This window comes from Dyella thailandensis (genome assembly GCF_050749815.1).
In the GTDB taxonomy this organism is placed as follows: domain Bacteria; phylum Pseudomonadota; class Gammaproteobacteria; order Xanthomonadales; family Rhodanobacteraceae; genus Dyella_A.
Genome location: NZ_CP192735.1, coordinates 2,690,002 through 2,715,117 on the forward strand (window position 1 = coordinate 2,690,002; position 25,116 = coordinate 2,715,117).

At 69.4% G+C, this 25,116-nt stretch carries 25 protein-coding genes; 9 read left to right on the plus strand and 16 right to left on the minus strand.

The genetic code is table 11. From position 1 onward, the window contains the following. Positions 1-33: 33 nt before the first annotated feature. The 6 genes from ACQVBX_RS12425 to rpoZ form a co-directional block, all read right to left on the minus strand. A complete protein-coding gene (locus ACQVBX_RS12425; protein ID WP_266170673.1) occupies positions 34-279 on the minus strand; it encodes a type B 50S ribosomal protein L31 in 246 nt (81 codons plus the stop codon). 73 nt (positions 280-352) lie between these two features. Continuing rightward, positions 353-1,285, minus strand: a complete 933-nt coding sequence (locus ACQVBX_RS12430) for a nucleoside hydrolase (protein ID WP_431634409.1) — start codon at positions 1,283-1,285, stop codon at positions 353-355. 62 nt (positions 1,286-1,347) lie between these two features. Continuing rightward, positions 1,348-3,459: an ATP-dependent DNA helicase RecG gene (gene recG / locus ACQVBX_RS12435; protein ID WP_431634410.1), complete on the minus strand. Its 2,112-nt coding sequence runs from the start codon at positions 3,457-3,459 to the stop codon at positions 1,348-1,350. Positions 3,460-3,539: 80 nt separating this feature from the next. Next, the gene (locus ACQVBX_RS12440; RefSeq protein ID WP_431634412.1) at positions 3,540-3,923 is read right to left on the minus strand and encodes a RidA family protein; all 384 of its coding nucleotides are present in this window, start codon (positions 3,921-3,923) and stop codon (positions 3,540-3,542) included. A gap of 79 nt (positions 3,924-4,002) precedes the next feature. Then, positions 4,003-6,156, minus strand: coding sequence for a RelA/SpoT family protein (locus tag ACQVBX_RS12445; RefSeq protein WP_431638179.1), 2,154 nt, complete (start codon positions 6,154-6,156; stop codon positions 4,003-4,005). 139 nt (positions 6,157-6,295) lie between these two features. Further along, complete coding sequence (gene rpoZ, locus ACQVBX_RS12450) at positions 6,296-6,586, minus strand: DNA-directed RNA polymerase subunit omega (RefSeq protein WP_404630038.1); 291 nt, start codon at positions 6,584-6,586, stop codon at positions 6,296-6,298. 198 nt (positions 6,587-6,784) lie between these two features. Here rpoZ and ACQVBX_RS12455 point away from each other — a divergent pair, with 198 nt between their 5' ends. Beyond that, positions 6,785-7,627, plus strand: a complete 843-nt coding sequence (locus ACQVBX_RS12455) for an MlaA family lipoprotein (RefSeq protein WP_431634414.1) — start codon at positions 6,785-6,787, stop codon at positions 7,625-7,627. An 80-nt stretch (positions 7,628-7,707) separates the two neighbouring features. Here the strand turns inward: ACQVBX_RS12455 and ACQVBX_RS12460 are convergent, their stop codons facing one another. From ACQVBX_RS12460 to ACQVBX_RS12490, 7 genes are all read right to left on the minus strand, one after another. Continuing rightward, positions 7,708-8,010, minus strand: a complete 303-nt coding sequence (locus ACQVBX_RS12460) for an STAS domain-containing protein (RefSeq protein ID WP_431634415.1) — start codon at positions 8,008-8,010, stop codon at positions 7,708-7,710. Continuing rightward, positions 8,007-8,675: an MlaC/ttg2D family ABC transporter substrate-binding protein gene (locus ACQVBX_RS12465; protein WP_431634416.1), complete on the minus strand. Its 669-nt coding sequence runs from the start codon at positions 8,673-8,675 to the stop codon at positions 8,007-8,009. The genes ACQVBX_RS12460 and ACQVBX_RS12465 overlap by 4 nt, the downstream gene beginning before the upstream one ends. A 38-nt stretch (positions 8,676-8,713) precedes the next feature. After that, positions 8,714-9,568, minus strand: coding sequence for an outer membrane lipid asymmetry maintenance protein MlaD (mlaD, locus tag ACQVBX_RS12470; RefSeq protein WP_431634417.1), 855 nt, complete (start codon positions 9,566-9,568; stop codon positions 8,714-8,716). 43 nt (positions 9,569-9,611) lie between these two features. Then, positions 9,612-10,382 carry a lipid asymmetry maintenance ABC transporter permease subunit MlaE gene (mlaE, locus tag ACQVBX_RS12475; RefSeq protein ID WP_431634419.1) on the minus strand — a complete coding sequence of 257 codons (771 nt, stop codon included), beginning with the start codon at positions 10,380-10,382 and terminating at the stop codon, positions 9,612-9,614. Then, positions 10,379-11,215 (minus strand): ABC transporter ATP-binding protein, encoded by an 837-nt coding sequence (locus ACQVBX_RS12480; RefSeq protein WP_431634421.1) that lies wholly within the window; start codon positions 11,213-11,215, stop codon positions 10,379-10,381. The genes mlaE and ACQVBX_RS12480 overlap by 4 nt, the downstream gene beginning before the upstream one ends. Positions 11,216-11,348: 133 nt before the next feature. Then, positions 11,349-11,975 carry a guanylate kinase gene (gmk, locus tag ACQVBX_RS12485; RefSeq protein ID WP_431634422.1) on the minus strand — a complete coding sequence of 209 codons (627 nt, stop codon included), beginning with the start codon at positions 11,973-11,975 and terminating at the stop codon, positions 11,349-11,351. Next, a complete protein-coding gene (locus ACQVBX_RS12490) occupies positions 11,972-12,832 on the minus strand; it encodes a YicC/YloC family endoribonuclease (RefSeq protein ID WP_431634424.1) in 861 nt (286 codons plus the stop codon). Before ACQVBX_RS12490 ends, gmk begins: the two co-directional genes overlap by 4 nt. Positions 12,833-12,912: 80 nt before the next feature. Here ACQVBX_RS12490 and rph point away from each other — a divergent pair, with 80 nt between their 5' ends. The 5 genes from rph (at position 12,913) to ACQVBX_RS12515 (ending at position 17,819) form a co-directional block, all read left to right on the plus strand. Further along, a complete protein-coding gene (gene rph / locus ACQVBX_RS12495; protein ID WP_431634425.1) occupies positions 12,913-13,644 on the plus strand; it encodes a ribonuclease PH in 732 nt (243 codons plus the stop codon). A 3-nt stretch (positions 13,645-13,647) separates the two neighbouring features. Beyond that, on the plus strand, positions 13,648-14,247 hold the full coding sequence (gene rdgB, locus ACQVBX_RS12500) for an RdgB/HAM1 family non-canonical purine NTP pyrophosphatase (protein ID WP_431634427.1): 600 nt from the start codon (positions 13,648-13,650) through the stop codon (positions 14,245-14,247). Between the two features lies 1 nt (position 14,248). Beyond that, positions 14,249-15,415 carry a radical SAM family heme chaperone HemW gene (gene hemW, locus ACQVBX_RS12505; RefSeq protein WP_431634428.1) on the plus strand — a complete coding sequence of 389 codons (1,167 nt, stop codon included), beginning with the start codon at positions 14,249-14,251 and terminating at the stop codon, positions 15,413-15,415. A 197-nt stretch (positions 15,416-15,612) separates the two neighbouring features. Beyond that, the gene (locus ACQVBX_RS12510) at positions 15,613-16,101 is read left to right on the plus strand and encodes an FHA domain-containing protein (RefSeq protein ID WP_431634429.1); all 489 of its coding nucleotides are present in this window, start codon (positions 15,613-15,615) and stop codon (positions 16,099-16,101) included. Between the two features lie 11 nt (positions 16,102-16,112). Next, entirely contained in the window at positions 16,113-17,819 is a 1,707-nt protein-coding gene (locus ACQVBX_RS12515) for a protein kinase domain-containing protein (protein ID WP_431634430.1), read from the plus strand. Positions 17,820-17,943: 124 nt separating this feature from the next. Here ACQVBX_RS12515 and ACQVBX_RS12520 read toward each other — a convergent pair whose 3' ends face one another. Together ACQVBX_RS12520 and ACQVBX_RS12525 are read right to left on the minus strand one after the other, a co-directional pair. Next, positions 17,944-18,867 (minus strand): LysM peptidoglycan-binding domain-containing protein, encoded by a 924-nt coding sequence (locus ACQVBX_RS12520; RefSeq protein ID WP_431634431.1) that lies wholly within the window; start codon positions 18,865-18,867, stop codon positions 17,944-17,946. A gap of 30 nt (positions 18,868-18,897) precedes the next feature. Then, a complete protein-coding gene (locus tag ACQVBX_RS12525) occupies positions 18,898-19,737 on the minus strand; it encodes a PP2C family protein-serine/threonine phosphatase (RefSeq protein ID WP_431634432.1) in 840 nt (279 codons plus the stop codon). Between the two features lie 169 nt (positions 19,738-19,906). Here ACQVBX_RS12525 and ACQVBX_RS12530 point away from each other — a divergent pair, with 169 nt between their 5' ends. The 3 genes from ACQVBX_RS12530 to pepQ all read left to right on the plus strand — a co-directional run bounded on the left by ACQVBX_RS12530 (position 19,907) and on the right by pepQ (position 24,084). Continuing rightward, positions 19,907-22,246 carry a DUF1631 family protein gene (locus tag ACQVBX_RS12530; protein ID WP_431634433.1) on the plus strand — a complete coding sequence of 780 codons (2,340 nt, stop codon included), beginning with the start codon at positions 19,907-19,909 and terminating at the stop codon, positions 22,244-22,246. A 7-nt stretch (positions 22,247-22,253) separates the two neighbouring features. Continuing rightward, the gene (locus ACQVBX_RS12535) at positions 22,254-22,604 is read left to right on the plus strand and encodes a PilZ domain-containing protein (protein WP_431634434.1); all 351 of its coding nucleotides are present in this window, start codon (positions 22,254-22,256) and stop codon (positions 22,602-22,604) included. A 160-nt stretch (positions 22,605-22,764) separates the two neighbouring features. Next, a complete protein-coding gene (gene pepQ, locus ACQVBX_RS12540; RefSeq protein WP_431634436.1) occupies positions 22,765-24,084 on the plus strand; it encodes a Xaa-Pro dipeptidase in 1,320 nt (439 codons plus the stop codon). A gap of 18 nt (positions 24,085-24,102) precedes the next feature. Here pepQ and cydB read toward each other — a convergent pair whose 3' ends face one another. Next, entirely contained in the window at positions 24,103-25,113 is a 1,011-nt protein-coding gene (gene cydB, locus ACQVBX_RS12545; RefSeq protein WP_431634437.1) for a cytochrome d ubiquinol oxidase subunit II, read from the minus strand. Positions 25,114-25,116 lie beyond the last annotated feature (3 nt).

The following is a 25,116-nucleotide window of genomic DNA, read 5'->3' on the forward strand; positions in this document are numbered from 1 at the left end:
GCGACGATGCGCCGGCCGAGGTCACGACAAGATTTACTTCTGCGCGTAGCGACGACGGAACTTGTCGACGCGACCGCCGACGTCCAGCGTCTTCTGCTTGCCGGTGTAGAACGGGTGCGAATGGCTGGAGATATCCACCTTGACCAGCGGGTACTCGTTGCCGTCTTCCCACTTGACGGTTTCCTTGGTGGCAATCGTCGAACGCGTCAGGAACGCGAACTCGGACGAGAGGTCCTGGAACACCACCGGGCGGTAGTTCGGATGGGTATCGGGCTTCATGACAGGCTCAAAGCGGTGGGTGAAAAGAGCGGCATTGTACAACGCGGCGCTTGCGCGGGTCAACCGGCCAGCGCTAGGGCGCGCCCAGGGCGCGGCGCACCATGCCGGCGAAGCGCTCCGCGTCGAGCTCCAGGACGATGTTGGCGTTGGCCGGACGCTTCAGCCGATCGGCCCAGTCCACCACGGTTGCACCGCGGGTCAGGCGGCCGTCGAGCTCCACCGCCACATGCCGGGTTTCGCTGCGGGTGACGATGGACGGATCGATCGCCACGGCCATCGCCAGCGCATCGGCAGCGATCACCCCGCGCCGACCGTGACTGCGATTGAACGCCCGCGCGGTGCCGAACACCTTGCCGAAGAAGTCCGCTCGCGCATCGCCCGCGGCCAGCCAGCGATCGAACTCGTCCTCGTCGAAGGCGTAGCGCAAGGTGGCCTCCCAATCGACCAGATCGAAGTGCGGGAACGCCTCGAACACCACGTGCGCCGCTTCGGGATCGAAGCCGATGTTGAACTCGGCCGGGACCTTGCCGGTATTGCCCTGCCCGGTCACGGCGCCGCCCATCACCACCAGGCGCGCCACGCGCGTGGGCAGCGACGGATCCAGCCGCAGCGCCAGCGCCAGATTGGTCAACGGCGCCAGCGCTACCAGGGTGAGCTGGCCGGGATGCTCGCGGGTCAACCGCACGATGGCGAGCGCAGCGGCCTCGTCCTGGGCTGACGCGGCCGGCTCGGCAAAGCCGACATCGCCGAAGCCGTCGCTGCCGTGCACGAAGGCGGCGTCTTCCTCCGGCCGGCGCACCAGCGGACTGGGGCAGCCGGCAAACACCGGGGTGGATGCGCCCACCAGATCGACCAGGGTGCGCGCATTGCGCACCGTATGGCCGAGTCCGACGTTGCCGGCCGCGACGCTGAGGCCCAGCACGTCGGCATGGGCGTGGGCCATCAGGATCGCCAGCGCATCGTCAACGCCGGGGTCGGTATCAATCAGGAGTTGGGGCTTGCTCATGGTCCGTCACGCGAATGCAGAGCCGGTCAGCTTAAGCGCAACGCTGCCCCCGGAACAACGCATCACGCGTGCGCATAGCGCGCCGCGCCGCCGATCCAGCGCTCGATCAGCTGTCCGGCCGCCTGCGCATGGTCGCGCAGCATCGTCTCGCCCACTTCATGCACGGCATCGAGCAAATGGGCGTCGCGGGCCAGGTCGGCGATGCGGAAGCTGAGTTGCCCGGTCTGCCGCGTGCCCAGCACTTCGCCAGGGCCGCGCAGCTCCAGATCCTTCTCCGCGATGCGAAAGCCGTCGTTGGTCTCGCGCATCACCTGCAGGCGCTCGCGCGCCAGCTGGCCGATCGGCGGCTGGTACAGCAGCACGCAGTTGGAGGCCACGGCGCCGCGGCCGACCCGGCCGCGCAGCTGATGCAGCTGAGCCAGCCCCAGGCGCTCGCTGTTCTCGATCACCATCAGGCTGGCGTTGGGCACGTCCACCCCCACCTCGATCACCGTGGTGGCCACCAGCACGGCCAATTCGCCCGCCTTGAAGGCATCCATCACCGCCCGCTTCTCCTTCGGCTTCATGCGGCCGTGGATGAGGCCAACGCCATGGCCGACCAGGGCCGCGGAAAGCTCCGCGTGCGCCACTTCGGCTGCCTGCGCGCGCAGTTGCTCGGACTCCTCGATCAACGTGCATACCCAGTACACCTGCCGCCCCTCGCCACAGGCGCCGGCAATGCGTTCGATCACCTCCGCCCGGCGGGCATTGGAGACGGCAATGGTCTGCACCGGCGTGCGCCCCGGGGGAAGCTCGTCGATGGACGACACGTCCAGGTCGGCGTAGGCGCTCATCGCCAGCGTGCGGGGAATGGGCGTGGCGGTGAGCACCAGCTGGTGGGGCACCTGGTCGCCCTCGAGCCCTTTGTCGCGCAGGGCCAGACGCTGGTGCACGCCGAAGCGGTGCTGCTCATCGACGATCACCAGGCCCAGCCGGCCGAATGCGACGCCCTCCTGCATCAGCGCGTGGGTGCCGATCATCACCGGCGCCCCTTCCGCCACGCGCTTAAGCGCCTGCTGGCGCGCCTTGCCCTGCACCTTGCCAGCCAGCCACTCGACTGCGATGCCGAGCGGCTCCAGCCAGTGGCGGAAGTTGCGCAGGTGCTGCTCGGCAAGCAACTCGGTGGGCGCCATCAGCGCCACCTGATACCCCGCCTCCACCGCCGCCAGCGCGGCCAGCGCGGCGACCACCGTCTTGCCCGACCCCACGTCGCCCTGCACCAGGCGCAGCATCGGCTTGCTCTGCGAGAGATCGGCGATCACTTCCTCGGTCACGCGTTGCTGCGCGGCGGTGAGGGTGAACGGCAACGACGCCAACAGCTGGGCTCGCAGGGCGCCCGCCCCACCGAGCATCGGGGCACGCCGCAGGCGCACCGCCGCACGCATGCGACGCAGGCTCAGATGCTGGGTCAGCAGCTCCTCGAAGGCCAATCGCTGCTGGGCCGGATGAATCCCCAGCGTGAGCTGCCCCAGATGCGCATCGGCCGGCGGGCGGTGGACATAGAGCAGCGCCTCGCGCAGCGACGTCAGGCCGTGGGCCGCGCACAGCGCCGGAGGAATGAGTTCGAGCGCCGATTCGGGCGGCAGCAGCGCGAGCGCCTTGGCGATCACGCTGGCCAGCCGCTTGGTGCCCAGCCCCTCGGTGGTGGGATACACCGGCGTCAGCAGTTCGCTCATCGCCGCCGGCGTGCTGCCGGCCAGCCGTTCGTACTGCGGATGCACCATCTCCAGCCCCTGATTGCCCAGCCGCACCTCGCCGTAGCAGAGCAACCGCGTACCGGGTTTGAGCAGATCCGCCTGGGCGCGGTGGAAATGGAAGAAGCGCAGCTGCAGCGTCTCACGCGAGTCGTCGCTGATCGCCACCTTCAGCTGCGGACGAAAGCGAAAGCCGCGCTCGACCGCTTCCACCACGCCCTCGACCTGGGCGCGGTCGCCAGGGCGCAGGTCGGCGATCGGGGTGACCCGGGTGCGGTCCTCGTAGCGCAGCGGCAGGTGGAACCACAGGTCCTGCACCCGCTCCAGTCCCAGCCGCGTCAAGGTCTCGGCCAGCGCCGGGCCCACGCCGGGCAGGCTCGCCACCGGGCGCAGTCCGGGGGCGTCCATGGTGGGCAGGGCGGCAGCAGTTCGGGCAGGCATCGGAGAAGCCTAATGGAGGCGACGCGCCTCCTGCAGCGGCCACGGCATCAGCGCGCGTGGGCGCCTGCCGCGCGGGCGGCTCAGTCCAGCGCCATCACCGCATCGACCTCAACCTGCGCGCCCTTGGGCAGCGCCGACACTTCGATCGTCGAGCGCGCCGGATACGGCGCCTGGAAATACTCGGCCATCACCGCGTTGACCTCGGCGAAGTGGCCCAGGTCGGTGACGTAGATGCCCACGCGCACGATCTGCGCGAGCGAGCCACCGGCGGCCTCGGCCACGGCGGCTAGGTTGTCGAAGACGCGGCGGGTCTGCGCCTGGATGTCGCCCTCGATCAGCGCACCGGTAGCCGGATCGAGCGGAATCTGACCCGAGAAATACACCGTATTGCCGGCCCGCACGGCCTGCGAATACGGGCCGATGGCTGCGGGCGCACGCTCGGTGGCGATGATGCTGCGGGACATGGAAACACCTCGTGGCAGGGATGATGGGAAAGGCGCCGCATCGTGCGACGCAAGCCGCCGCGAGGCAAGCGCAGAACCGCTACAGCGGATAACGATGCGCGCCGCTGACCACGCCGGTGCGGCGCACGCGACGGATCACCTCGGCCAGATGGCGGCGACTCTTCACCTCCATCGTGAACAACAACGTGGCCGCGGCGGCATCGCGCTCGACGTACTCCACGTTCTCGATGTTGGAGTCCGCGTCGGCGATCGCCGCGGCGACCGTGGCCAGCACGCCGGGGCGATTGATGACCTCGATGCGCAGCTCGGCGCGGTAGTCGCCCTGCACATCGCGATCCCACTCGATCGACACCTTGCGCTCGGGCGACTTGCGCAACTCGGCAACGTTCGGGCACTCCTCGCGATGGACCACGATGCCCTTGCCGGAGGAGAGGTAGCCGACGATGTCGTCGCCCGGCAACGGGTGGCAGCAGTTGGCGAAGCTGAGCACGCCGCGCTCAGCGCCGGTGATGCGGATCTTCTCGCTGCTCGGCGCCGGGATGAGCGCACGCGAGCGCTTGCCGCGCGCGGCGACCAGCTGCGCGGCCACCAGGTCGGGCATGCGGTTGCCCAGCGCGATGTCGGCCAGCAACTCCTCCAGCCGATGCAGCTTGGCCTCGGCGAGAAAGCGGTCAAGCACCGCCGGCGCGATGCCGTCCAGGCTGCTGCCCAGCGCGTCAAGCGCGCGATCAAGCATGCGATGGCCGAAATCCACGGCGTCCTCGTGCTGCAGGTGCTTGAGGAACTGGCGGATCGCCGTGCGCGCCTTGCCGGTGACCACCGACTCCAGCCAGGCCGGGTTGGGCACGGCCGAGGGCGCGGTGATGATCTCCACCAGCTGACCGGATTCGAGCCGGGTACGCAGCGGCACCAGCTTCTTGTCCACGCGTGCGGCCACCGCGTGATGGCCGACGTCGGTATGCACGGCGTAGGCGAAATCCAGCGCGGTGGCGTTGCGCGGCATCGAGAGGATGTCCCCGCGCGGCGTGAACAGATAGACCTCGTCCGGGAACAGGTCGATCTTGACGTTCTCGATGAATTCGCTCGACGAGGCAGTGTTGGCCTGGCTGTCGGCCAGCGAGGACAGCCACTCGCGCGCGCGCGCCTGCGCGCTGTTGGCCGGGCCCGAGTCGGTCTTGTAGGCCCAGTGCGCCGCCACGCCGCGTTCGGCCACCGAATCCATTTCGGCGGTGCGGATCTGCACCTCGATCGGCGCGCCGAACGGCCCCAGCAACACGGTGTGCAGCGACTGGTAACCGTTGGCCTTGGGGATCGCGATGAAGTCCTTGAAGCGGCGATCCACTGGTTTGTACAGCGTGTGCACCGCGCCCAGCGCCATGTAGCACTGCATGGCGCTGTCGACCACCACGCGGAAGCCGTAGACGTCCATCAGCTGGGCGAAGGTCTTGTGCTCGTTGCGCATCTTCGAATAGATGCTCCACGGCGACTTGATCCGCCCCACCACGCGTGCCACCACATGCTCCGAGGCCAGCCGCTGGGTCAGCGCGGCCTCGATCTTGCCCATCGCCTCGCGGCGGTTGCCCAGCGCGGCGCGAATGCGCTCGCTGATCACGCGGTAGCGGTCCGGATACAGGCCGCGGAAGCCCAGGTCCTGCAGCTCGGCCTTGAACTTGTTCATGCCCAGGCGCTGGGCGATCGGCGCGTAGATCTCCAGCGTCTCGCGCGCGATACGCCGGCGCGAGGAGGTGTCCTTCGCGCCCAGCGTGCGCATGTTGTGCAGGCGATCGGCCAGCTTGATCAGGATCACACGGATGTCGCGCGCCATCGCCAGCAGCATTTTGCGGAAGCTTTCCGCGTCGGCTTCCTGGCGATTGCTGAAGCGCATCTTGTCGAGCTTGGTGACGCCGTCGACCAGCTCGGCCACGGTCTCGCCAAACTCTCCCGCCAGCTCGGCGCGGCTGAGCTGGGTGTCCTCAAGCGTGTCGTGCAGGATCGCCGCGATGATGGTCTCGGCATCCAGGCCCAGCTCGGCGAGGATGCCGGCCACCGCGATGGGATGGGTGATGTACGGCTCGCCGCTCTTGCGGGCCTGGCCGGCGTGCGCCACGGCGCCAATGCGATAGGCGCGGACCACGCGCTCGACCTGGTCGGCCGGAAGGTAAGTCAGTCGATCCTTGAGTGCCAGCACGTAGTCCGGCAACACCGCGGCTTCCGAAGGATCTGCCGCGGCGATGGGCGCGGGAATGCGCTGCCCGCTCAGACAGGCACCCCGTGCGGGGCGGGCATTGCGACGGCGCCGGCGCACGCACGAACGCTGCGCCGGGCCACAGCCCGCGCAGCGCCTTCATGCATCGGGCCGCCGACGGTCATGCTCAGTCGTCCCCGCCCTTGGAGAGATCGTCGTCCACCTCGGCCGCCGCCCACTCCAGCGCCTCGCGCTCGGCGCGCTCACGCTCGGCCTTGTCGATCTCGTCGATGGTTGCCTGGTCGATGCGGCGATCAGCGATCTCGCGCAGAGCCAGCACAGTCGGCTTGTCGTGGTCGGGGTTGACCGCCGGATCGGCGCCCTTGGACAGCTGGCGGGCGCGCTTGGTCGCCATCAGCACCAGTTCGAAACGGTTGTCGACCACCTCAAGGCAGTCTTCCACGGTAATGCGTGCCATGCGAAATCCTCAGGCGGTAAAGCAACTTGGAAGGTCGTTCAGTGTATCCAGGGTACGCTTTGCTGGCAATCGACCAGCGCGTATCATGCCCGGTTGCACCGCGGCCAGGAGGCGAAAGCGCCGCGAAACCCGTGCATAATATAAAACCAGACAGTACACTTTCTTCCTTCCCCGGTTCAGCGACGGATTCGAGACCGAATGCTTCACCCACGACTCCCTTCCTGGCTGCGCCGCGCGGCCGTCCTCGGCGCGATCGCCCTGCTGGCCGGCTGCACCATTGCCAAGCCGCGCAATGACGACCCGCTGGAGAAGTACAACCGCAAGGTTTACGCGTTCAACGACTCGCTCGACAAGGCGGTGATCCGCCCCGTCGCGGTGGGCTATCGCAAGGTGACCAATCCGCCGGTGCGCCGCTCGGTGGGCGACTTCTTCACCAACCTGCGCATGCCGGTGACGGTGGCCAACGACCTGCTCCAGGCGCGTCCGAAGCAGGCGCTGCAGAGCACCGGGCGGTTCCTGATCAACCTGACGCTGGGTATCGGCGGCCTGTTCGATCCGGCCAGCTCGCTGGGGCTGCCGATCGAGAGCAACGACTTCGGCGTCACTCTCGCCCGCTGGGGTGTGCCCGAGGGCGATTACCTGATGCTGCCTTTCCTCGGCCCGACCACGGTGCGCGATGTGTGGCAGGTGCCGGTGGACGGCTACTTCTTCGACCCGCTGACGATTTACGCGCGCAACCACAGCTACCACTACGGCCAGCAGTACCTGCCGCAGCTGGTCTACCTGGTAAACCTGCGCTCGCGCGCGTTCGATGCGGAGGGTTTCCTGCAGTCCGCCTACGACCCGTATGTGTTCGTGCGCGACGCCTATCGCCAGCGCCGTCTCTACAAGATCTACGACGGCAATCCACCGGCCAGCCTGATCGAGCAGATGCAAGGGCTGGACCAGGACAACTTCGATCCCGACCAGCTGCTCGAAGAGCAGCATCAGTGGGAAAACAAGCATCCGGATCAGAGCAACGGCTCCGGCGGCAAGGGCTGATCGCGGGCGCTACGGCACCGTCCCAGCCAAGAAAAAAGGGCCCCACGGGGCCCTTTTTTCTTGGCGGTCCAGCGGAGCGGTCAGGCCGCGAGCAGATCCTCGACCTCGCAAACCTGCGCCAGGGCGTGCAGGCCCGCAGGAAGATGCCGCACGCTCAGCACCCGCCCACGCGCACGCACCTCGGCAAGCACCACCAGCAGGCACGACAGGCCTGCGCTGTCGCCGCGGGCGACGCCCGCCAGGTCCAGCGCACTGAACGATCCGCTGGCGAGCTTCCCGCGCAGCGCCAGCAGGGCGGCATGCGCGGTGTCGAAGGTCAGCACACCGCTCACCGCCAGCGTGGCGTCGTCGCGCGCTTCGAGCTGGAATCCGCTCTGGCTCACGATGCCTTGCCGTCCTTCTCCATCGTCTTGAGCGCATCCTCGCCGCGCGTCTCCAGGTTGGTGATCAGCTGGTCGATGCCGACCTTGCGGATCTCCGCATCCACCTGGTTGCGGTAGTTGGTGACGTAGGAAATGCCTTCGATGATCACGTCGTAGGCCTTCCAGTCGCCGTTGCGGCTCTTGCGGAAGGCGTAGTCCACCGACACCTTCTTGCCGTCCTCGAGCACCACCTGGGTGCGCACCACGGTGCGCTTGTCGTTGAGGTCGCCGTTGAACGGCAGCACCACCACGGCACCCTTGGTGTAGTTCAGCAGGCCCTCGGCGTAGCGGTTGGTGATGGAGTTGTAGAACGCCTTGGCGAAGCGCTCGCGTTCGGCCGGCGTGGCCTCGCGCGCGTGCTGGCCGAGCACCAGGATGGAGGCGTAGTCGATGTCGAAGTGCGGCAGGAAGACGTCGTCGATCACCGCGATGAGTTTTTCGCGGTTGTTCTTCAACTCGTCTTTGTGACCGGCGATGGTGGTATCCAGGTCGTGCGCGATCGTCTTCACGACCTGCTCGGGGGTCTGCTGGGCGGAGGCCGCCGCAGCGGTGTCCTGCGCCAGCGCAGGGGCGGCCAGCGAAGCGCCGAGGGTCAGGGCGAGAGCGAGTGCCAGGGGACGCAGCATGGGGAAACTCCTAGGGGAGAAGGTCGATGGTCGCGCGGTTACTTCGCGCCGTCGGCGGGCTTGTTGCCGCCCTTGTCGCTGGGCGAGCCGTTGACCAGGAACTTGCCGATCAGGTCCTCCAGCTGCATCGCGGACTGGGTGAGGATCATCTCGTCACCGTCCTTGAGCATGTCGGGGGAGCCGCCGGGTTGCACCGCAACATACTGGCTGCCGATCAAACCGCTGGTGAATACCGCAGCCGAGGAATCGTCCGGAATCTGGTCGTACTTCTTGTCGATCGCCAGGGTCACCAGCGCGTCGAGCTTGACCGGGTCGGCCTGCACCGACTGCACGCTGCCGATCGCCACGCCGGCCATCTTCACCGGGGCGCCCGGCGACAGTGCACCGACGTTGGTGAAGCGGGCCTTCACCGTGTAGGTGCCGCCGAGGTTGTCGGCCGAGGCGCCCGCGCCGAAGAACTTGCCCAGCATCGCCTCCAGCGGCTCGGTCGACTTGCTCAGCGCCAGCGTGCCGCCGTCGCTCACGAACTTCTTCGCGCTGCCGAACTGCAGGCCCACGTACTGGTCGCCCAGCAGGCCGCTGGTGAACACGGTGGCCACCGAGTCGATCGGGATCTGGTTGTACTTCTTGTCGATCGAGAGGGTGACGTCGGCCACTTCCTTGCCCGGCTCCAGCGCAATGGATTCCACCTGGCCCACGCGTACGCCGGCGATCTTCACCGGCGCGCGCTCCTTGAGCTGGCCGACGTTGGCGAAATGGGTGGACACCGTATAGCTGGGCCCCTGGTGCACGTTGGCGACCGAGGTGGTCTGGGTCGCCAGGTAGGCCAGTGCGGCAAAGCCGAGCACGATGAACAGGCCGGTGCCGACGGCATAGGATTTTCGCTGGGTCACGGCACGATCCTCGAAGCGGAAGAGACGGAAGAAATCACGGGAGTCACATCAGGAAGGCGGTGAGCACGAAATCCAGCGCCAGGATGGCGATGGACGAGGCGACCACGGTACGCGTGGTGGCGTAGGCCACGCCCTCGCTGGTCGGCGCCGTGGTGTAGCCCTGGAACACGGCGATCAGCGAAACCACCGCACCGAACACCAGGCTCTTGTAGATCACGCCGTTGACCACGTCCTTCCACACGTCGACGGTGGAGGTCATGTTCGACCAGAACGTGCCGTTGTCGATGCCCAGCCAGGTCACGCCAACAAGGTGACCGCCGAACACACCCAGCGCGCAGAACACGCAGCACAGCAGCGGCATCGCGATCACGCCGGCGAGGAAGCGCGGCGCGGCGACGTAGGCGATCGGGTCGACCGCCATCATCTCCATCGCGGCGATCTGGTCGGTGGCCCGCATCAGGCCGATCTCGGCGGTGATCGAGGTGCCCGCGCGGCCGGCGAACAGCAGCGCCGTGACCACCGGACCCAGCTCGCGGTAGATCGCGATCGCCACCACCGTGCCGCTGGCCGCAGTGCCGCCGAAGATCGACAGCACGTAGTACAGCTGCAGGCCCAGCACCATGCCCACGAACAGGCCGCAGGTCATGATGATGGTGAGGCTCATTGCGCCGGTGAACCACAGCTGGCGCACGGTCTCGCGACCGTGGCGGAAGCTGCGCGGCACGGCTGCCAGGATGGTCAGCAGGAACAGGCCGCAGGCGCCGATCTGCGCCAGTGCCTCGGTCACCGCGTTGCGTTGGGGCTGCGCGCTCATGCCTGGCTCCGCGGAAAACCGAGCGACTGGGCGTAATCGCCCGCCGGGTACTGGAACGGCACCGGGCCGTCGGCCTCGCCACCGAAGAACTGCCGCGTCCACGGCGAACCGTCGTCGGCGATGGTCTTCGGATCGCCCTGCGCCACCACCTTGCCGTTGGCGATCAGGTAGACGTGGTCGGCCACGTGCTTGATCGCGTCGAGCTCATGCGCCACCAGCACGCTGGTGATGCCCAGCGTGTCGTTGAGCGTGCGGATCAGTTTCAGCACCTGGTTCAGCGCGATCGGATCCAGGCCCACGAACGGCTCGTCGTAGAGGATCAGCTTCGGGTCGAACACGATCGCCCGCGCCAGCGCTACGCGCCGCGCCATGCCGCCGGACAGCTCGCTGGGCATCAGCGCGGCGGCACCGCGCAGGCCCACCGACTGCAACTTCAGCAGCACCACGTTGCGGATCAGTTCTTCCGGCAGATCGGTGTGCTGGCGCAGCGGGAAGGCGACGTTCTCGAACACGTCGAAATCGGTCAGCAGCGCCGAGTTCTGGAACAGGTAGCCGATCTGCTCGCGCAGCTTGAACAGCTTCTCGCGCGGCAGGCCCGCCACGTTCTGGCCATCCACCCACACCTCGCCGCGGTCGCCGTGCATCTGCCCGGTGATGTGCTTGAGCAGCGTGGTCTTGCCGGTGCCGCTGGGACCCATGATCGCGGTGATCTTGCCGCGCGGGATGTCCATGTCCAGCGCGTCGAAGATCGTCTTGCCGTTGAGCACCGTGGTCAGGCCACGGACGCGCACCAGCGGCTCGGCATCGGTCGGCGTGCGGACGGGTTCGGTCATGAGGGCGGGGAGAAGAAGCCAAAGAGGAACAAGGTAACGGAACGCCGCGTATGGCGCCATCGCGCGGCAGCCTGTCGCAGACCGCCGCCACGGGCGCAAGTTCTGCCGCGGCGGCGCAAGTTCGCGCGGTGTGTCAGGGCGCCAGCAGGTCGGCGATCAGCATCTCGTGGCGCGCCCACTGCAACGTGCTGCGCAGGCGCACCGCGCGCACGATCGCACGCAGGTCGGCCAGCGCGTCCTCGAAGCGGTCATTCACCACGATGTAATCGAATTCGTGCGCGTGCGCGATTTCCTCGCGCGAGTTGTGCAAGCGGCGCTCGATCACCTCCGGCGCGTCCGAGCCGCGGCCGCGAAGGCGCCGCTCCAGCTCCGGCCGTGAGGGCGGCAGGATGAATACGCTCACGCACTCCGGCTTGCTCGCGCGGATCTGCCGCGCGCCCTGCCAGTCGATCTCCAGCAGCACGTCGCGCGACTGCGCCAGCAGGCCGTCCACCGTAGTGCGCGAGGTGCCGTAGAGGTTGCCGTGCACCTCGGCGTGCTCGAGGAAGATGCCCTCGGCCACCTCGCGCTCGAATTCGGCGCGCTCGACGAAGTAGTAATGCCGGCCGTACTGCTCGCCCGTGCGCGGCGGCCGCGTGGTGTGCGACACCGACAGCGAGATCGACGGCTCGACCTCCAGCAGCGCGTTGACCAGGGTGGACTTGCCCGCACCGGACGGCGCGGCCACCACGAAAAGGGTTCCTGCCGCGGGCGCGCTCATTCGATGTTCTGCACCTGTTCGCGCATCTGCTCGATCAGCACCTTCAGCTCCACCGCCGCATTGGTGCTGCGCGCGTCCACCGACTTCGAACCCAGCGTGTTCGCCTCGCGGTTGAACTCCTGCATCAGGAAGTCCAGTCGCCGGCCCACCGGCTCAGCCAGACCGAGCACGCGGCGCGCCTCGGCGATGTGGGTGGTGAGGCGGTCCAGCTCCTCGTCCACGTCGGCGCGGGTGATCTGCAGCACCAGCTCCTGCTCCAAGCGGCCCGGGTCGGCCGGCTGCTTGATATCGGCCAGACGCGATTCCAGCCGGGCGCGCAGCGCAGTGCGGATCTCCGGCATCCAGCCGCGCACATCGGCGACCACCCGCTCGATCGCGTCGAGCCGTTCGCGCAGCATCTGCGCGGTCTTCTCGCCCTCGCGTTCGCGGGTGGCGGTGAGCGCATCGAGCGCGCGGTCGAGCACGTCGAACAGGGCCGCCTGCTGGGCGTCGTTGTCGACCTCGGCGCGATCGAGCACGCCGGGAAAGCGCAGCAGCTCGGTGAACTCCACCTGCATCGTGGGAAAGCGCGGCTGCAGCTCCCGCGCCAGTTCACCCAGCCGCGCCAGGGTGGCCGCGTTGACCCGCAACGATTCGCCGCGATCCTCGCCGCGCAGACGCACCGTCAGATCGAGCTTGCCGCGCGACAGCCGGGTCGCCACGCGCTCGCGCAGCAGCGATTCGAAACCGCGCAGTTCGTCCGGCAGCCGCGGGCTGATTTCCAGGTACCGATGATTAACCGTGCGCAGCTCGCAGCTGAGCGTGCCGGTGGGTCCGGCCAGCTCGGCCGAGGCGTAGGCAGTCATGCTGCGGATCATGGAAGCCTTTGCGGACATGCGAAAAAGAGCGCAATGGTAAACTTTCCGGCCCTGCCCTGCCCAACCAGGCTCCCCGACCCATGCAAACCGTCAGCCGCCCGAGCGGCCGCGCCAGCGACCAGCTGCGCCCGATCACCATCGAACGCCGCTTCACCCGCCACGCCGAAGGCTCGGTGCTGGTGAGCTTTGGCGACACCCGCGTGCTGTGCACCGCCAGCATCGAAGACCGCGTGCCGCCGTGGCTGCGCGGCAAGGGCGAGGGCTGGGTCACCGCCGAATACGGCATGCTGCCGCGCGCCACCCACACGCGCATGCAGCGCGAGGCGGCCAAGGGCGGCCAGGGCGGGCGCACCATGGAGATCCAGCGGCTGATCGGCCGCAGCCTGCGCGCCTGCGTCAACCGCCAGGCGCTGGGCGAACGCGTGGTCACGCTGGACTGCGACGTGATCCAGGCCGACGGCGGCACTCGCACCGCGGCGATCACCGGCGCCTACGTGGCGCTGGTCGATGCGGTGAACCACCTGATGGCGCGCGAGAACCTCAAGCGCAACCCGATCATCGGCGCTGTAGCGGCGGTGTCGGTGGGCATCTACCAGGGCGTGCCCGTGCTCGACCTCGACTACGCCGAGGATTCGAACTGCGACACCGACATGAACGTGGTGATGAACGACGGCGGCGGCTTCATCGAGGTACAGGGCACCGCCGAGGGCCACGCGTTCCGCCGCGACGAGATGGACGCGCTGCTGGCGCTGGCCGAGAAGGGCGTGGCCGAACTGGTCGCTGCCCAGCGCGCTGCATTGGCGGAAGGCTGAGCGATGGGCCGCATCGTCCTGGCCAGCGGCAACCGCGGCAAGCTCGCCGAGTTCGGTCAGCTGTTGGCTGACGCCGACTTCGAGGTGATCGCGCAGGGCCAGCTGGGCGTGGAGGATATCGAGGAGACCGGCCTCACCTTTGTCGAGAACGCGCTGCTCAAGGCGCGCCACGCCGCGCAGGTGACCGGACTGCCATCGCTGGCCGACGACTCCGGCCTATGCGTGGACGCCCTCGGCGGTGCGCCCGGCCTGTACTCGGCGCGCTATGCCGGTGGCCACGGCGACAGCGCCGCGAACAACGCCAAGCTGCTGCGCGCACTGGACGGCCGCCCCGATGCCGAGCGCCGCGCCTTCTTCATCTGCGTGCTGGTGCTGCTGCGCCATGCCGACGATCCGGCTCCGCTGGTCGCCGAGGGCCGCTGGCACGGCCGCGTGCTGCATGCGCCACGCGGCGAGGGCGGCTTCGGCTACGACCCGCTGTTCCTGCCCGACGGCCACACGCTGGCAGCCGCCGAGCTGGACAAGGCGCTGAAGAACCGCATCAGCCACCGCGGCCAGGCGCTGGCGCAGCTGCACGCACGACTGGCCGATCTCGCTGCCTGACATGGCCCTGATCGCGCCGCCGCTGTCGCTGTACGTGCACATGCCGTGGTGCGTAAAGAAGTGCCCTTACTGCGACTTCAACTCGCACGGCCTGCGCGATGCACCGCCGCCCTACGCCGATTACATCGATGTGCTGCTGACCGACCTCGACGCCGATCTGGCCGACTTCGGCGCCGCGCTGCGCGGTCGCACTATCGTCAGCGTGTTCTTCGGCGGCGGCACGCCCAGCCTGTTCGCGCCCGAGCTGGTCGACCGCTTTCTCGACGGCGCCCGCGCCCGGTTGCCGTTCGCCGACAACGCCGAGATTACGCTGGAAACCAACCCCGGCACGGTCGAGCACGGCCGCTTCGACGGCTACCTCGCCGCAGGAGTGAACCGGCTCTCGTTCGGCATCCAGAGCTTCGACGACGACAAGCTGCGCCGGCTAGGCCGCATCCACTCCGCCGCCGAGGCCGAGGCGGCGGTGAAGTCGGCGCAGGACGCCGGCTACGCCAACATCAATCTCGACCTGATGTACGCCCTGCCCGAGCAGACGCTGGACGGCGCGCTGGCCGACATAGCCCGCGCCGTGGCGCTCGCACCCACGCACCTCTCGCATTACCAGCTCACGCTGGAGCCGAACACCGCCTTCGCCGACAATCCGCCGCCGCTGCCCGACGACGACCACGCCTGGGCGATGCAGGAAGCCTGCGAGGCCGCACTGGCCGCCGCGGGCTACGGCCAGTACGAGATTTCGGCCTACGCCCGACCGGGCCGACGCTGCACGCACAACCTCAACTACTGGCAGTTCGGCGACTACCTGGGCATCGGCGCCGGCGCCCACGGCAAGCTGAGCGACACCTCCACCGGACAGGTGCATCGGCGCTGGAAGGCGAAGCTGCCCCGCGCCTACCTGGAAGCAGCCGGTGGGCCGGCGCGGATCGGCGGCGACGGCACGGTCGACGCCGCCGAGTTGCCGTTCGAGTACATGCTCAACGCGCTGCGGCTGATCGACGGCGTGCCGATGGGCGACTTCGCCGCGCGCACCGGGCTCGATCCCGAGCGTCTAAAAGCGCCGCTGCAGGACGCCCGCCGCCGCGGCTGGCTGACCGACGATGCCGCCCGATTGCAGACCACCGCGCAGGGCCAGCGCTTCCTCAACGACGTGATCGGACTGTTCCTGGACTGAGCCGCACGCGGGACTGTGCGCCCCGTCACGCCGGATCGACGGGCAACTTGTTCAAGTTTCACGACCCGGATCCGTCACAGGAAGCGACGTCCGGAACGCGGGGCACGTACCGCCCCGGGTAAGCTCGGCAACTTCCTACTTCGGGATCCCTCCATCGCATGAACGGCCCTGCTCCCTCGCCCCGTATCGTCCACGGCATGCGTTCGTCCGGACCGCAGGGCACGCGCCTGTTCACCGCCGACGAACTGCACCGCTACGCCGCCGATTCGATGCCGCAGATCGAGGAAGGCGCGAGCGTGGCGCAACCGGTCCTGGAAGGGCGCGGCGCCGGGCTGAACCGGCGCCGTTTCGCGCTGCGCAGCGGGCGGCAGACGATCGGCCGACGCCGCGACAGCGACATCGTGGTGGACGACATCAGCGTGTCCGCATCGCACGCCTGGATCATCAACCAGCAGGGCCACACGATGATCATGAACACGCTTTCGACCAACGGCACGTTCGTCAACGGCCGGCGTGTGCATGAAGCGATCCTGCGCCACGGCGACCGCGTGCGGCTGGGCCAGGCGGAGTTCGTGTTCCTCACCCGCGATGCCCGCGCCTCTCGCCTGCTGTGGACCCGCCGAATCGCGGCCGGGGTCGCGGTGCTGGCGGTGCTGGGCACGCTCGGCTGGTGGCTGCTGGGCTGAGCGCTCGCCACGTGCGCGACCCCAACCTGCCCCGCACGATCGACCGCTACCGCATCGAGGGCGTGCTCGGCCGCGGCGCCATGGCCGTGGTCTACGCCGGCTACGACCCGCAGATCGAGCGCGAAGTGGCGATCAAGTGCCTGCATGCCGGCGTCGCCGCCGATGCCGGCTACCGTCGGCGCTCTCTGGTCGAGGCACGCGCGGCCGGGCATCTGACCCATCCGCACATCGTCACGCTGTTCGACGTGGGCGAGACCGCCGACGGCCAGCCCTATCTCGCCATGGAGCGGCTGCCCGGCGACACCCTCGCCAGCCGCGTCGCGCGCGAGGGCCTGCCGCCCCTGCCGGTGGTGCTGGAGCTGGCCATGCAGATGGCCAGCGCGCTCGACTACGCCCACGCCAACGGCGTGGTCCACCACGATATCAAGCCGGAAAACATCATGCTGGCCGACGGCTGGCGGCAGGCCAAGATCGCCGATTTCGGCATCGCCGAGCGCCGCGGCACCCGGCCGGTCGGCGGGCCGCGCGACGAGATTGGCGGCACGCCGGCCTACATGGCGCCCGAGCACCTGCGCGGCGAGCCCACCGACGCGCGCAGCGACCTGTTCTCGCTCGGTGTGGTGCTGTACTGGCTGCTGGCCGGCAAGCTGCCGTGGACCGAGACCGCCGACGTGCCGCGCCTGCTGGACGAACGCCTGCAGCACCCGCTTCCGCCGCTGGAACCGCTGGACGCCGCCGCGCCGGCGATCCTCACCGACATCGTGCATACCCTGCTCGCGCCGGAGGCCTCGGCGCGCTACCAGCGCGGCGCCGAGCTGGCCGAAGACCTGCGCATGGCGCAGCGCGAGTACGAGCGGCTGCACGAACAGCCCCTGGTGAGCCGCATCGTGTCGCTGCGCTGGCGCTGGTCGGCCGTGCTCGGCGGCGTGCTGGCGCTGGTGCTGATCGCCGGCATGGCGGCGATCTACGCCATGCAGGGCCGTGCGGTGAGCGGACTGGCGCTGGACTTCGGCAGTTCGCTCGGGCGCATGGTGGCGAGTGAATCGGCCGAAGACCTGCTGCTCGGCGACCGCGCCGCCACCCGCGCGCTGGTGGAGGACATGGCGCGCAACCAGCAGATCCGCTACCTGGCGGTGGCCGATCGCCACGGCGAGGTGATCGCCAGCACGCGCGCGCAGGAGGTGGGGGCCGCACTGCCGCCGCTGTCCGGCCATGCCCTGGCCAGCCGCGGCGAGATCGACAGCTACCGCGGCGACGATGGCGGCAGCGATGGCCTGCTGCTGTTCAACACGCCCATCCACTACCAGGCCGCCACGGTGGGCACGCTGCGCCTGGGCATCAGCCGCGCGCCGCTGCGCGCCGCGCAGAAGACCACGCTCGGCGCGATCGCCGCCGTGCTGCTGGTGACCCTGCTGGCGGTGCTCGGAGCCGCATACGTCCTGTTCCGCCGACTGCTGGCATCGCTGGGCATGGCCGGCGACGCCATGCTGCGGGTGGCGCGTGGCGATCTTCGCTATCGCATCCGCCTGACTCGCCGCGACGAGCTTGGCCGCCTGTTTGCGGCGTTCAACCTGATGGCCAGCGCGCTGCAGTCGCGCCAGCGGCGTCCGGCCGCGCCGCCACCACGCCCCGGGCAACCGGCCGGGGCGGCCTCTCAACCCACCCGCCTGGTGGCGGTGCCGCAACGTCGCGCGTCGGATCGACCGCACAGCGACTGAGCCAGGCGACGCCCGCCTCTTTCATCGGCATCGCGGGCATGGCACGACGACTTCTCTCGTCGCCATCACGCGACCGGCCGCCCCCGGCACGCAACCGGACACCCGACCTCGACGCGGCCCGCAGCTAGAGCTGCTTGAGCCGGCGCTGCAATTCCAGCGCCCGGGCCCGATACGCCAATGCCGGCTCGTAGGAAGGCTCCACCGCAAGCACCCGATCCCACAGCGCGATCGCCGGCTCGAGCTTCTGGTCGCGGTACAGCACGATGGCCCGCTGGTGGCAGCTCGCCACCACGCGCTGGCGCAGGGCTTCGGCGCCGTTACGGTCCGAGGCGAGCCTCGGATCGGTAGCCAACGCCGCATCCAGTCGGGCCAGCGCCTGGGTCTCCTGGCCGGCGCCGAGCAGTTGCAGGCTCTCGCGCTGCAGGCGCTGCGAACGCGCCGCCGGCGACTCCACGGATGCACGCTCCGACTTGGCCGCACCGCCGCCAGCTTCGGCGGCAACATCGCCTGACAGCCGCCCGGAAGCCGGCAGGCGGAGCTTCTCACCCGCGCGCAGCAGCGCCGGCTGGGTCGACTGGTTGTAGCGCGCCAGGATCAGGAACAGCCGGGCATCGCCCAGGTAGCGCTGGGCCAGCGTGCTGTAGGACTCCCCGGCCTGCACCACGTGCGTGCTGCCCACCGGCCCCAGCGTGCGCTGCGGGTCGGCGGTGAGCTGGCGCAGCATCGACTGCGCCAGCCGGTCTTTCGGGTGTGCGGCGAGATAGGTGCGCAGGGCCGCCTCACCTTCGCTGTAGCGGCCGTGCTGCAGGTCGTCGTTGATGATCTCGCCCAGCGGCCGCACCGCCGCGGGCGTCTCGACCGGAGCGGCCGGCGCCGGCGGTGGCGGCGCGACGGCCGGCGTGACCGGCGCATGGTCGCCGCGATGGCGCAGCCGGTCGAGCTGGGCACACCCGCCCAGCACGAGCAGCACGAGCAGCACCAGCACGACAGCGGGCATGCCGACGGCGATGGACGGCAGGCGGCGGGGGGATCGAAACAACATGGTCATGCAAACGCCTCGATGGCTCGGCTTGAGTGGTCAAACGGATGGGCGGTAGCGGCCGGGACGGCGCGGCGCCGGCCACCAGTGTGCCCAGGGCTGCCACGGTCGCGCCGCCCCGGCCAGGATCAGCGCGGCATTGTCGCCTTCTGCGCCCGCCCGGCCCAGCACCAGCGCCAACGCTTCGCCCACCGCGGCGCGCGGGTCGCGGTGGGTGGCGAACGCGGCCAGTTCCTGCACGGACAGGTGTTCCCACACGCCATCGCTGCACAGGGCGAAGGCTTGGCCGCGCCGCAGCGGCGCACAGCCGTGGTCGACGCGTGGCTGCATCGGCCCGCCCAACCCGCGTAGCAGCTGGTGCTGGTCGACGGCGGCGCCCGCTTGATCCGCGTGAAGCTCTCCGCGGCGCACCCGCTCCTGCACCACGCTGTGATCCTCGGTGCAACCCAGCAGGCGGCCGCGCCCAAAGCGGTACAGCCGGCTGTCGCCCACGTGAGCCCAGTAGGCCATGCGCCCCTTCAGCAGCAGGGCCACGATGGTCGCATGCGGCGCCGCATCGACCAGCGCCTCGCCGCGACGACGCAGCTCGAGGTGGGCGTCCTGGCAGAGTTGCTCGAGGAACAGCGCGCCCGGCAGATCGCGCCAGCGGCCCTCGCGCCACAAGCGCTGCGCCACCGCCACGACGCCGGCCGAGGCCAGCTCGCCGGCTCCCTCGCCCCCCATGCCGTCGGCCAGCACCAGCAGATGCGTGCGCTGCGCTTCGTCGGCCAGGCACACCAGGTCGTCCTGCTGGCTCGGTCGCCCGCCGAGCGCCCGTCCGGCGGCCAGCCACGCCCGACCGGGTGCGCCGGCCTGCATCATGTCGATCCCCTGCTCCATCCCGCGACGCCCTCCGCTCGTCGATCGCCTCCGGTGCGCTCCGGATGCGCCTTGCCGAGTGTAGCCAGCGGCGCGGAAGTAACCGCGACCGACTCGACCAAACGACCATGGCGAGCCTTTCGCATCCAGCATAGACTCGGCGCTCTGGGGGAGTTCAATAGGGTCATCCATGGAAGCAGAACCGCAGGGTCGAGGCCGTCCGCCGGCGCGCGGCGGCAATGGCAGCCCGCGCGACCGGTGGTCCGGGCGCGCGCGCCGGCTGCTGGAGCACTGCCAGGCGCTGAGCGCGGACTGGCTGGTGCGTCCGTTGCGGGTGTGCCTGGACGATCTCGAGCGCCAGCTGTTCGCGCTGTCGGAAACCGCGCACGACCCGTTCAATCAGCAGCGTCACTTCAACGTGCGCCAGCGGCTGATGCGCGAGCGCGCAACGCTGGAACAGCGCTTCCTGGAACAGCTGAGCCTCAACTTCGACCAGTTGGGCGCACTGCCGGCGCCCGCGCCGGCCGACCCGCTGGACCAGCCGCTGAGCCTGGTCGACACCGACGAGCACGAGATGACCGTCGCGCTGGACAAGCTCGCCGCGCGCGGCGAAGCGCGCGGCGGCGCGGCCGTCTACGAGCTCGGTTACCGCCTCGCCGTGCTGGTGGCGGCGCCGCCGCTGGAGGGGAGCGACCTGCCGATGGGGCCACTGTCGGTGGCCAAGGCGCTGCGCCAGGCGGCCAGTTCGGTAGAGCTCCCGGTCGAGCACGACCTGATGCTGATCCGGTGCCTCGAAAGCGCGCTGCTGCCGGATCTGCCCAAATTCTTCGGCGCGCTCAACGATGCCCTGCAGCACGAGGGCATCCTGCCGCAGCTGCGACCGTATCCGCTGCTGCGCCAAGCGGCGCAGGTGGTGCGCGGCGGTGCGCCGACGGTGCCGGGCGCGGGAGCCTCGCCGACCGCCGCGCCGGCCGAGCACGCCGGTGCCGCGGCTGCGCAGCCGAACGAACCGATCGCCGTGCTCGACAGCCTGCGCGAACTGCTGGCGCGCCGGCGCAGCGGGCAGACCACCATCGGTGGCGAAACGGCCGAGGTCGCCACGCCCGAAGAACTGCAGACCGCACTGTCGGCGCTGCAGCAGCACCTGTCCCAGGTCACCGACAAGGCCACCCGCGAGCTGCGCAGCGCCCAGTTGCTGCGCGAGGAACTGCTCGCCCAGCTCAACCACGGCAAGCCGGCCGGCGCTCCGCGCACCGGCCTGAGCGCCGAGCAGGGCGACACGGTGGAGCTGGTCGCGATGCTGTTCGACCAGCTCTCACGGCAGCTGCAGCAAGGCGAGGAAACCCATGCCCTGCTGGGCGGCCTGCAGTTGCCGGTGCTGCGCATGGCGGTCACCGACCGCAACTTCTTCGAGCAGAAGGAGCACCCGGCGCGCCAGCTGCTCGGCACGGTCACTGAGGTGGCGCACGAGTGGCTGGACGACTCCGGCAGCGAAGCGGACCGCAGCCTGCGCGCCAAGCTCGAACAGCTGGTGGAGCGCGCCAGCCACGAGCCACCCAGCGCCGGCCTTTACACCGCACTGCTGGCGGATATCCAGCAGCACCTCGCGCTGCTTTCGCGCAAGGCGCAGACCGCCGAGCGTCGCCACATCGAGGCGATGCAGGGGCGCGAACGCCTCGACCAGGCGCGCCAGCGCGCCAGCGCACTGATCAGCGAACGCTTCGCACAGAACCCGCCGCGCGGTCTGCTGCGCGCCCTGCTCGATCGCGCCTGGTCGGACGTGCTGGCGCTGACCATCCTGCGTCATGGCGAGGACAGCGAGGCGTTCACCAGCCAGCTGCTGATCACCGACCAGCTGCTGGGGCGCAAGCCGGTCACCGATCGCACCCGGCTGCAGTTGGAGGTAGAGACGGGCCTGCAGCAGATCGGCATGCACCACGAAGAGGCCGCGCAGGTCGCGCAGCGGCTGGCCAATCCCGGCGAGAGCGCCACGCCGACGGCCAGTGGCGAGGCGCTCAGCACCACCGACCTGGCGATGCGCCTCAAGCAGCACCAGCGCCTGGGCGAGCACCAGCAGGCCGCCGCCGAGCCGCCTGCTGCGGCCGCGGCTCCCGCCGCACCGGGCAAGGCGGGCGCGGCGGCCCGGCCCGGGCCGGCACGACCGTCGATCACGCCGCCACCGCGCAGCCAGCCGGTGCTCGATCCGCGCGAAGTGGAGCTGCAGGAGCAGCTGCGCCTGATGCCGTTCGGGCGCTGGTTCGAGTTCACCGACCCGAAGACCGGCAAGATCGCCCAGCGCAAGCTCGCCTGGTTCTCGCCGGTGTCCGGTCAGACCCTGTTCGTCAACCGGCGCGGCGTACGCGCCGAAGACATGACGCTGCCGCAGCTGGCGCACGAGATCATCAAGGGCCGGGCGCGCGAACTGGCCGAAGTGAAGGAGTCGCTGCTCGACCGTGCCTGGCGCAGCCTCACCGGCAACCTGCTGCGGCCAGCCACCGGCCGACCGCTGCCCGGCCGCGGCGGAATCTGAGGACGCCATGAGCACCCACCCTTCCAGCGAACAGCGCCGCGCCCAGCGCAAGCGCGTCAACTTCACCGCCGTGGTCACCGATGTGATCAGCGGCAAGCCGATGGGTTTCCTCGGCAACCTCTCCGCCGGCGGCATGCTGCTGATCTGCCAGCAACCGCCGCGTACCGACGCGATCTATCAGCTGCAGATGCCGCTGCACGGTCTCGGCGCGCAACCCCACAACATCGAGGTGGGCGTGCAGGCGCAGTGGCACGAGCAGGCGGCGTCGCCCGGCCAGATCTGGGCGGGCTTCCGCATCATCGCCATCGGCAAGGACGACGCGGCAGTGATCGACCGCTGGCTGACCCTGCCGACCTAGGTAGCCTTCGGCGGCCGCCGGGTGGCGTGATCCGGCACGGGTTTGCGATCATGCGTGACTCCCCGCGCACCGCCGCGTCGATGCGCATCACTCCGGCGTTGCCCGCAACGCGGCTCCGCTTGCCGCCGCTCCGGGCGCGCCCCGCCGAGAGGACTCCCGCATGAACGATCGCCTTGCCCCGCTCTACGCCCAGCATCTGGCCACGCTGCGCGAACGCGCCGACCAGGCGCTGGCGCGCGGTGGCTTCGACCACCTGCTGATCGCCGCCGGCCAGCCCGGCACCAAGTTCCTCGATGACAATCACTATCCGTATGCGGTCAATCCGCCGTTCAAGCACTGGCTGCCGCTGACGGGTGCGCCGGGCAGCTGGATCGCCTACACGCCGGGGGCGAAGCCGAAACTGGTGTTCCTGCAGCCGCGCGACTATTGGCACGTGGTGCCCGAAGCGCCCACCGGCTATTGGGTCGAGCACTTCGAGATCGTCACCGTGCGCACCGCCGAGGAGGCGATTGCGCAGTTGCCCAAGCGCAACGCCGCGGTGATCGCCGAAGCCTGCCCGCCGATCGAGGGCGTGGAGGCGAACAACCCCAAGGCGGTGCTCGACTACCTGCACTACTGCCGCGCCTACAAGACGCCGTACGAGCTGGAGCTGATACGCGAGGCCAGCCGCATCGGCACCCGCGCGCATCGCGCCGCCGAGCGGGCGTTCCGTGCCGGCGAGAGCGAGCTGGGTATCCACCAGGCTTACCTCGCCGCGGCCGGCCAGACCGACGCCGAGCTGCCCTACTCCAGCATCGTGGCGCTGAACGAACACGGCGCCGTGCTGCACTACATGGACTTCACCCGCACTCCGCCCCAGCCGCCGCGCTCGCTGCTGATCGACGCCGGTGCCAGCGCCAGCGGCTACGCCAGCGACATCACCCGCACTTACGCGGCCGACGGTCATGGCGAGTTCCAGGCGCTGATCGATGCGATGGACGCGGTGCAGCGCCGGCAGGTCGCCAGCGTGAAAGCCGGTGTCGACTACGCGCAGCTGCACGTGCAGGCGCATCACCAGCTGGCCGAGGTGCTGCACGCACACGGGCTGATCCGCATGAGCCCGGACAGCGCGGTGGAGCGCGGCGTGACCCGCGCGTTCTTCCCGCACGGCCTGGGCCATTCGATCGGCCTGCAGGTGCACGACGTGGGCGGTTTCGCGAAGAACGACCGCGGCGAGACCATCGCCCGTCCGGACGGCCACCCGTTCCTGCGCATGACCCGCCAGCTTGAGCCGGGCATGGTGGTGACGATCGAGCCGGGCCTGTATTTCATCGACATGCTGCTGGACGAAGTGCGCCAGACGCCCGCCGGCAAGGACGTGGACTGGAGCAAGGTGGAAGCGCTCAAGCCTTACGGGGGCATCCGCATCGAGGACGATGTGGTGTGCACCGCCGGCGCGCCGGAAAACCTCACCCGCGACGCCTTCGCCCAGCTCGCCTGACGCCGCCCGCGACGCGGGTCAGTGATAGCCCGCGTCGCCCGCCACCTTGCCGCGAAACACCCGGTACGAATACACCGTGTAGGCCAGCACGGCGGGAATCAGGAACGCCGCCCCCACCAGCACGAAGCCCTGCGAGCTGGGCGGTGAGGCGGCCTCCCAGATGCTCAGCGCCGGCGGCACGATGTTCGGCCAGATGCCCACCACCAGCCCGATGAAGCCCAGCAGGAAGAAGCACAGCGCGAACACGAACGGCTGCGCCTCGCGCTGGCGGATCACCGAGCGCCACAGCATCACCGCAACGAACGCGGTGAGCAGCGGCACCGGCGACAGATAGAGGAAGTTCGAGCCGGTGAACCAGCGCTGCATCAGCGCCGAGTGCAGCGTGGGCAATGAGGCGCTGACGATCAGCATGAACACGATCACCGCGACCATCAGCGGGCGGGTGAGATCGAAGGCGATGCGTTGCAGCCGCCCTTCGGTCTTGAGGATCAGCCAGGTGGCGCCGAGCAGCGCATAGCCGCACACCACCGCCACGCCGGTCATGATCGCGAACGGACTGAACCAGGCGAACGCGCCGTGCGTCTGCCCCGGCGCCAGCGGCACGATGCCGTCGACCAGCGCGCCGAGGATCACCCCCTGCGCAAACGCCGCCAGCAGCGAGCCGACGTGGAAGGCCACGCCCCACAGCCAGCGCGAGGTATGCGCCTTGAAGCGGAACTCGAACGCCACCCCGCGAAAGATCAGCGCGATCAGCATCAGCAGGATCGGCAGGTACAGCGTCGACAGCACCAGCGCATAGGCCTTCGGGAACGCCGCCAGCAGCCCCGCACCACCGAGCACCAGCCAGGTCTCGTTGCCATCCCAGATCGGCGCGGCAGTGTTCATCATGTGGTCGCGCTGGTGCTCGTCGTCGGCGAATGGCGTGAGGATGCCCAGGCCCAGCACGAAGCCATCCAGCAGCACGTACATCATCACGCCGAAGCCGATGATGAAGTACCACACCACGGGCAATACGGTGGCCATGTCCATCGC

Bases quoted from the DNA above. Each gene is read 5' to 3' on its own strand.
- ACQVBX_RS12425 (WP_266170673.1), bottom strand. From the start codon at position 279: ATGAAGCCCGATACCCATCCGAACTACCGCCCGGTGGTGTTCCAGGAC.
- ACQVBX_RS12430 (WP_431634409.1), bottom strand. From the start codon at position 1,285: ATGAGCAAGCCCCAACTCCTGATTGATACCGACCCCGGCGTTGACGAT.
- recG (WP_431634410.1), bottom strand. From the start codon at position 3,459: ATGCCTGCCCGAACTGCTGCCGCCCTGCCCACCATGGACGCCCCCGGA.
- ACQVBX_RS12440 (WP_431634412.1), bottom strand. From the start codon at position 3,923: ATGTCCCGCAGCATCATCGCCACCGAGCGTGCGCCCGCAGCCATCGGC.
- rpoZ (WP_404630038.1), bottom strand. From the start codon at position 6,586: ATGGCACGCATTACCGTGGAAGACTGCCTTGAGGTGGTCGACAACCGT.
- ACQVBX_RS12455 (WP_431634414.1), top strand. From the start codon at position 6,785: ATGCTTCACCCACGACTCCCTTCCTGGCTGCGCCGCGCGGCCGTCCTC.
- ACQVBX_RS12465 (WP_431634416.1), bottom strand. From the start codon at position 8,675: ATGCTGCGTCCCCTGGCACTCGCTCTCGCCCTGACCCTCGGCGCTTCG.
- mlaE (WP_431634419.1), bottom strand. From the start codon at position 10,382: ATGAGCGCGCAGCCCCAACGCAACGCGGTGACCGAGGCACTGGCGCAG.
- ACQVBX_RS12480 (WP_431634421.1), bottom strand. From the start codon at position 11,215: ATGACCGAACCCGTCCGCACGCCGACCGATGCCGAGCCGCTGGTGCGC.
- gmk (WP_431634422.1), bottom strand. From the start codon at position 11,975: ATGAGCGCGCCCGCGGCAGGAACCCTTTTCGTGGTGGCCGCGCCGTCC.
- ACQVBX_RS12490 (WP_431634424.1), bottom strand. From the start codon at position 12,832: ATGATCCGCAGCATGACTGCCTACGCCTCGGCCGAGCTGGCCGGACCC.
- rph (WP_431634425.1), top strand. From the start codon at position 12,913: ATGCAAACCGTCAGCCGCCCGAGCGGCCGCGCCAGCGACCAGCTGCGC.
- rdgB (WP_431634427.1), top strand. From the start codon at position 13,648: ATGGGCCGCATCGTCCTGGCCAGCGGCAACCGCGGCAAGCTCGCCGAG.
- hemW (WP_431634428.1), top strand. From the start codon at position 14,249: ATGGCCCTGATCGCGCCGCCGCTGTCGCTGTACGTGCACATGCCGTGG.
- ACQVBX_RS12510 (WP_431634429.1), top strand. From the start codon at position 15,613: ATGCGTTCGTCCGGACCGCAGGGCACGCGCCTGTTCACCGCCGACGAA.
- ACQVBX_RS12520 (WP_431634431.1), bottom strand. From the start codon at position 18,867: ATGACCATGTTGTTTCGATCCCCCCGCCGCCTGCCGTCCATCGCCGTC.
- ACQVBX_RS12525 (WP_431634432.1), bottom strand. From the start codon at position 19,737: ATGGAGCAGGGGATCGACATGATGCAGGCCGGCGCACCCGGTCGGGCG.
- ACQVBX_RS12530 (WP_431634433.1), top strand. From the start codon at position 19,907: ATGGAAGCAGAACCGCAGGGTCGAGGCCGTCCGCCGGCGCGCGGCGGC.
- ACQVBX_RS12535 (WP_431634434.1), top strand. From the start codon at position 22,254: ATGAGCACCCACCCTTCCAGCGAACAGCGCCGCGCCCAGCGCAAGCGC.
- pepQ (WP_431634436.1), top strand. From the start codon at position 22,765: ATGAACGATCGCCTTGCCCCGCTCTACGCCCAGCATCTGGCCACGCTG.
- cydB (WP_431634437.1), bottom strand. From the start codon at position 25,113: ATGGACATGGCCACCGTATTGCCCGTGGTGTGGTACTTCATCATCGGC.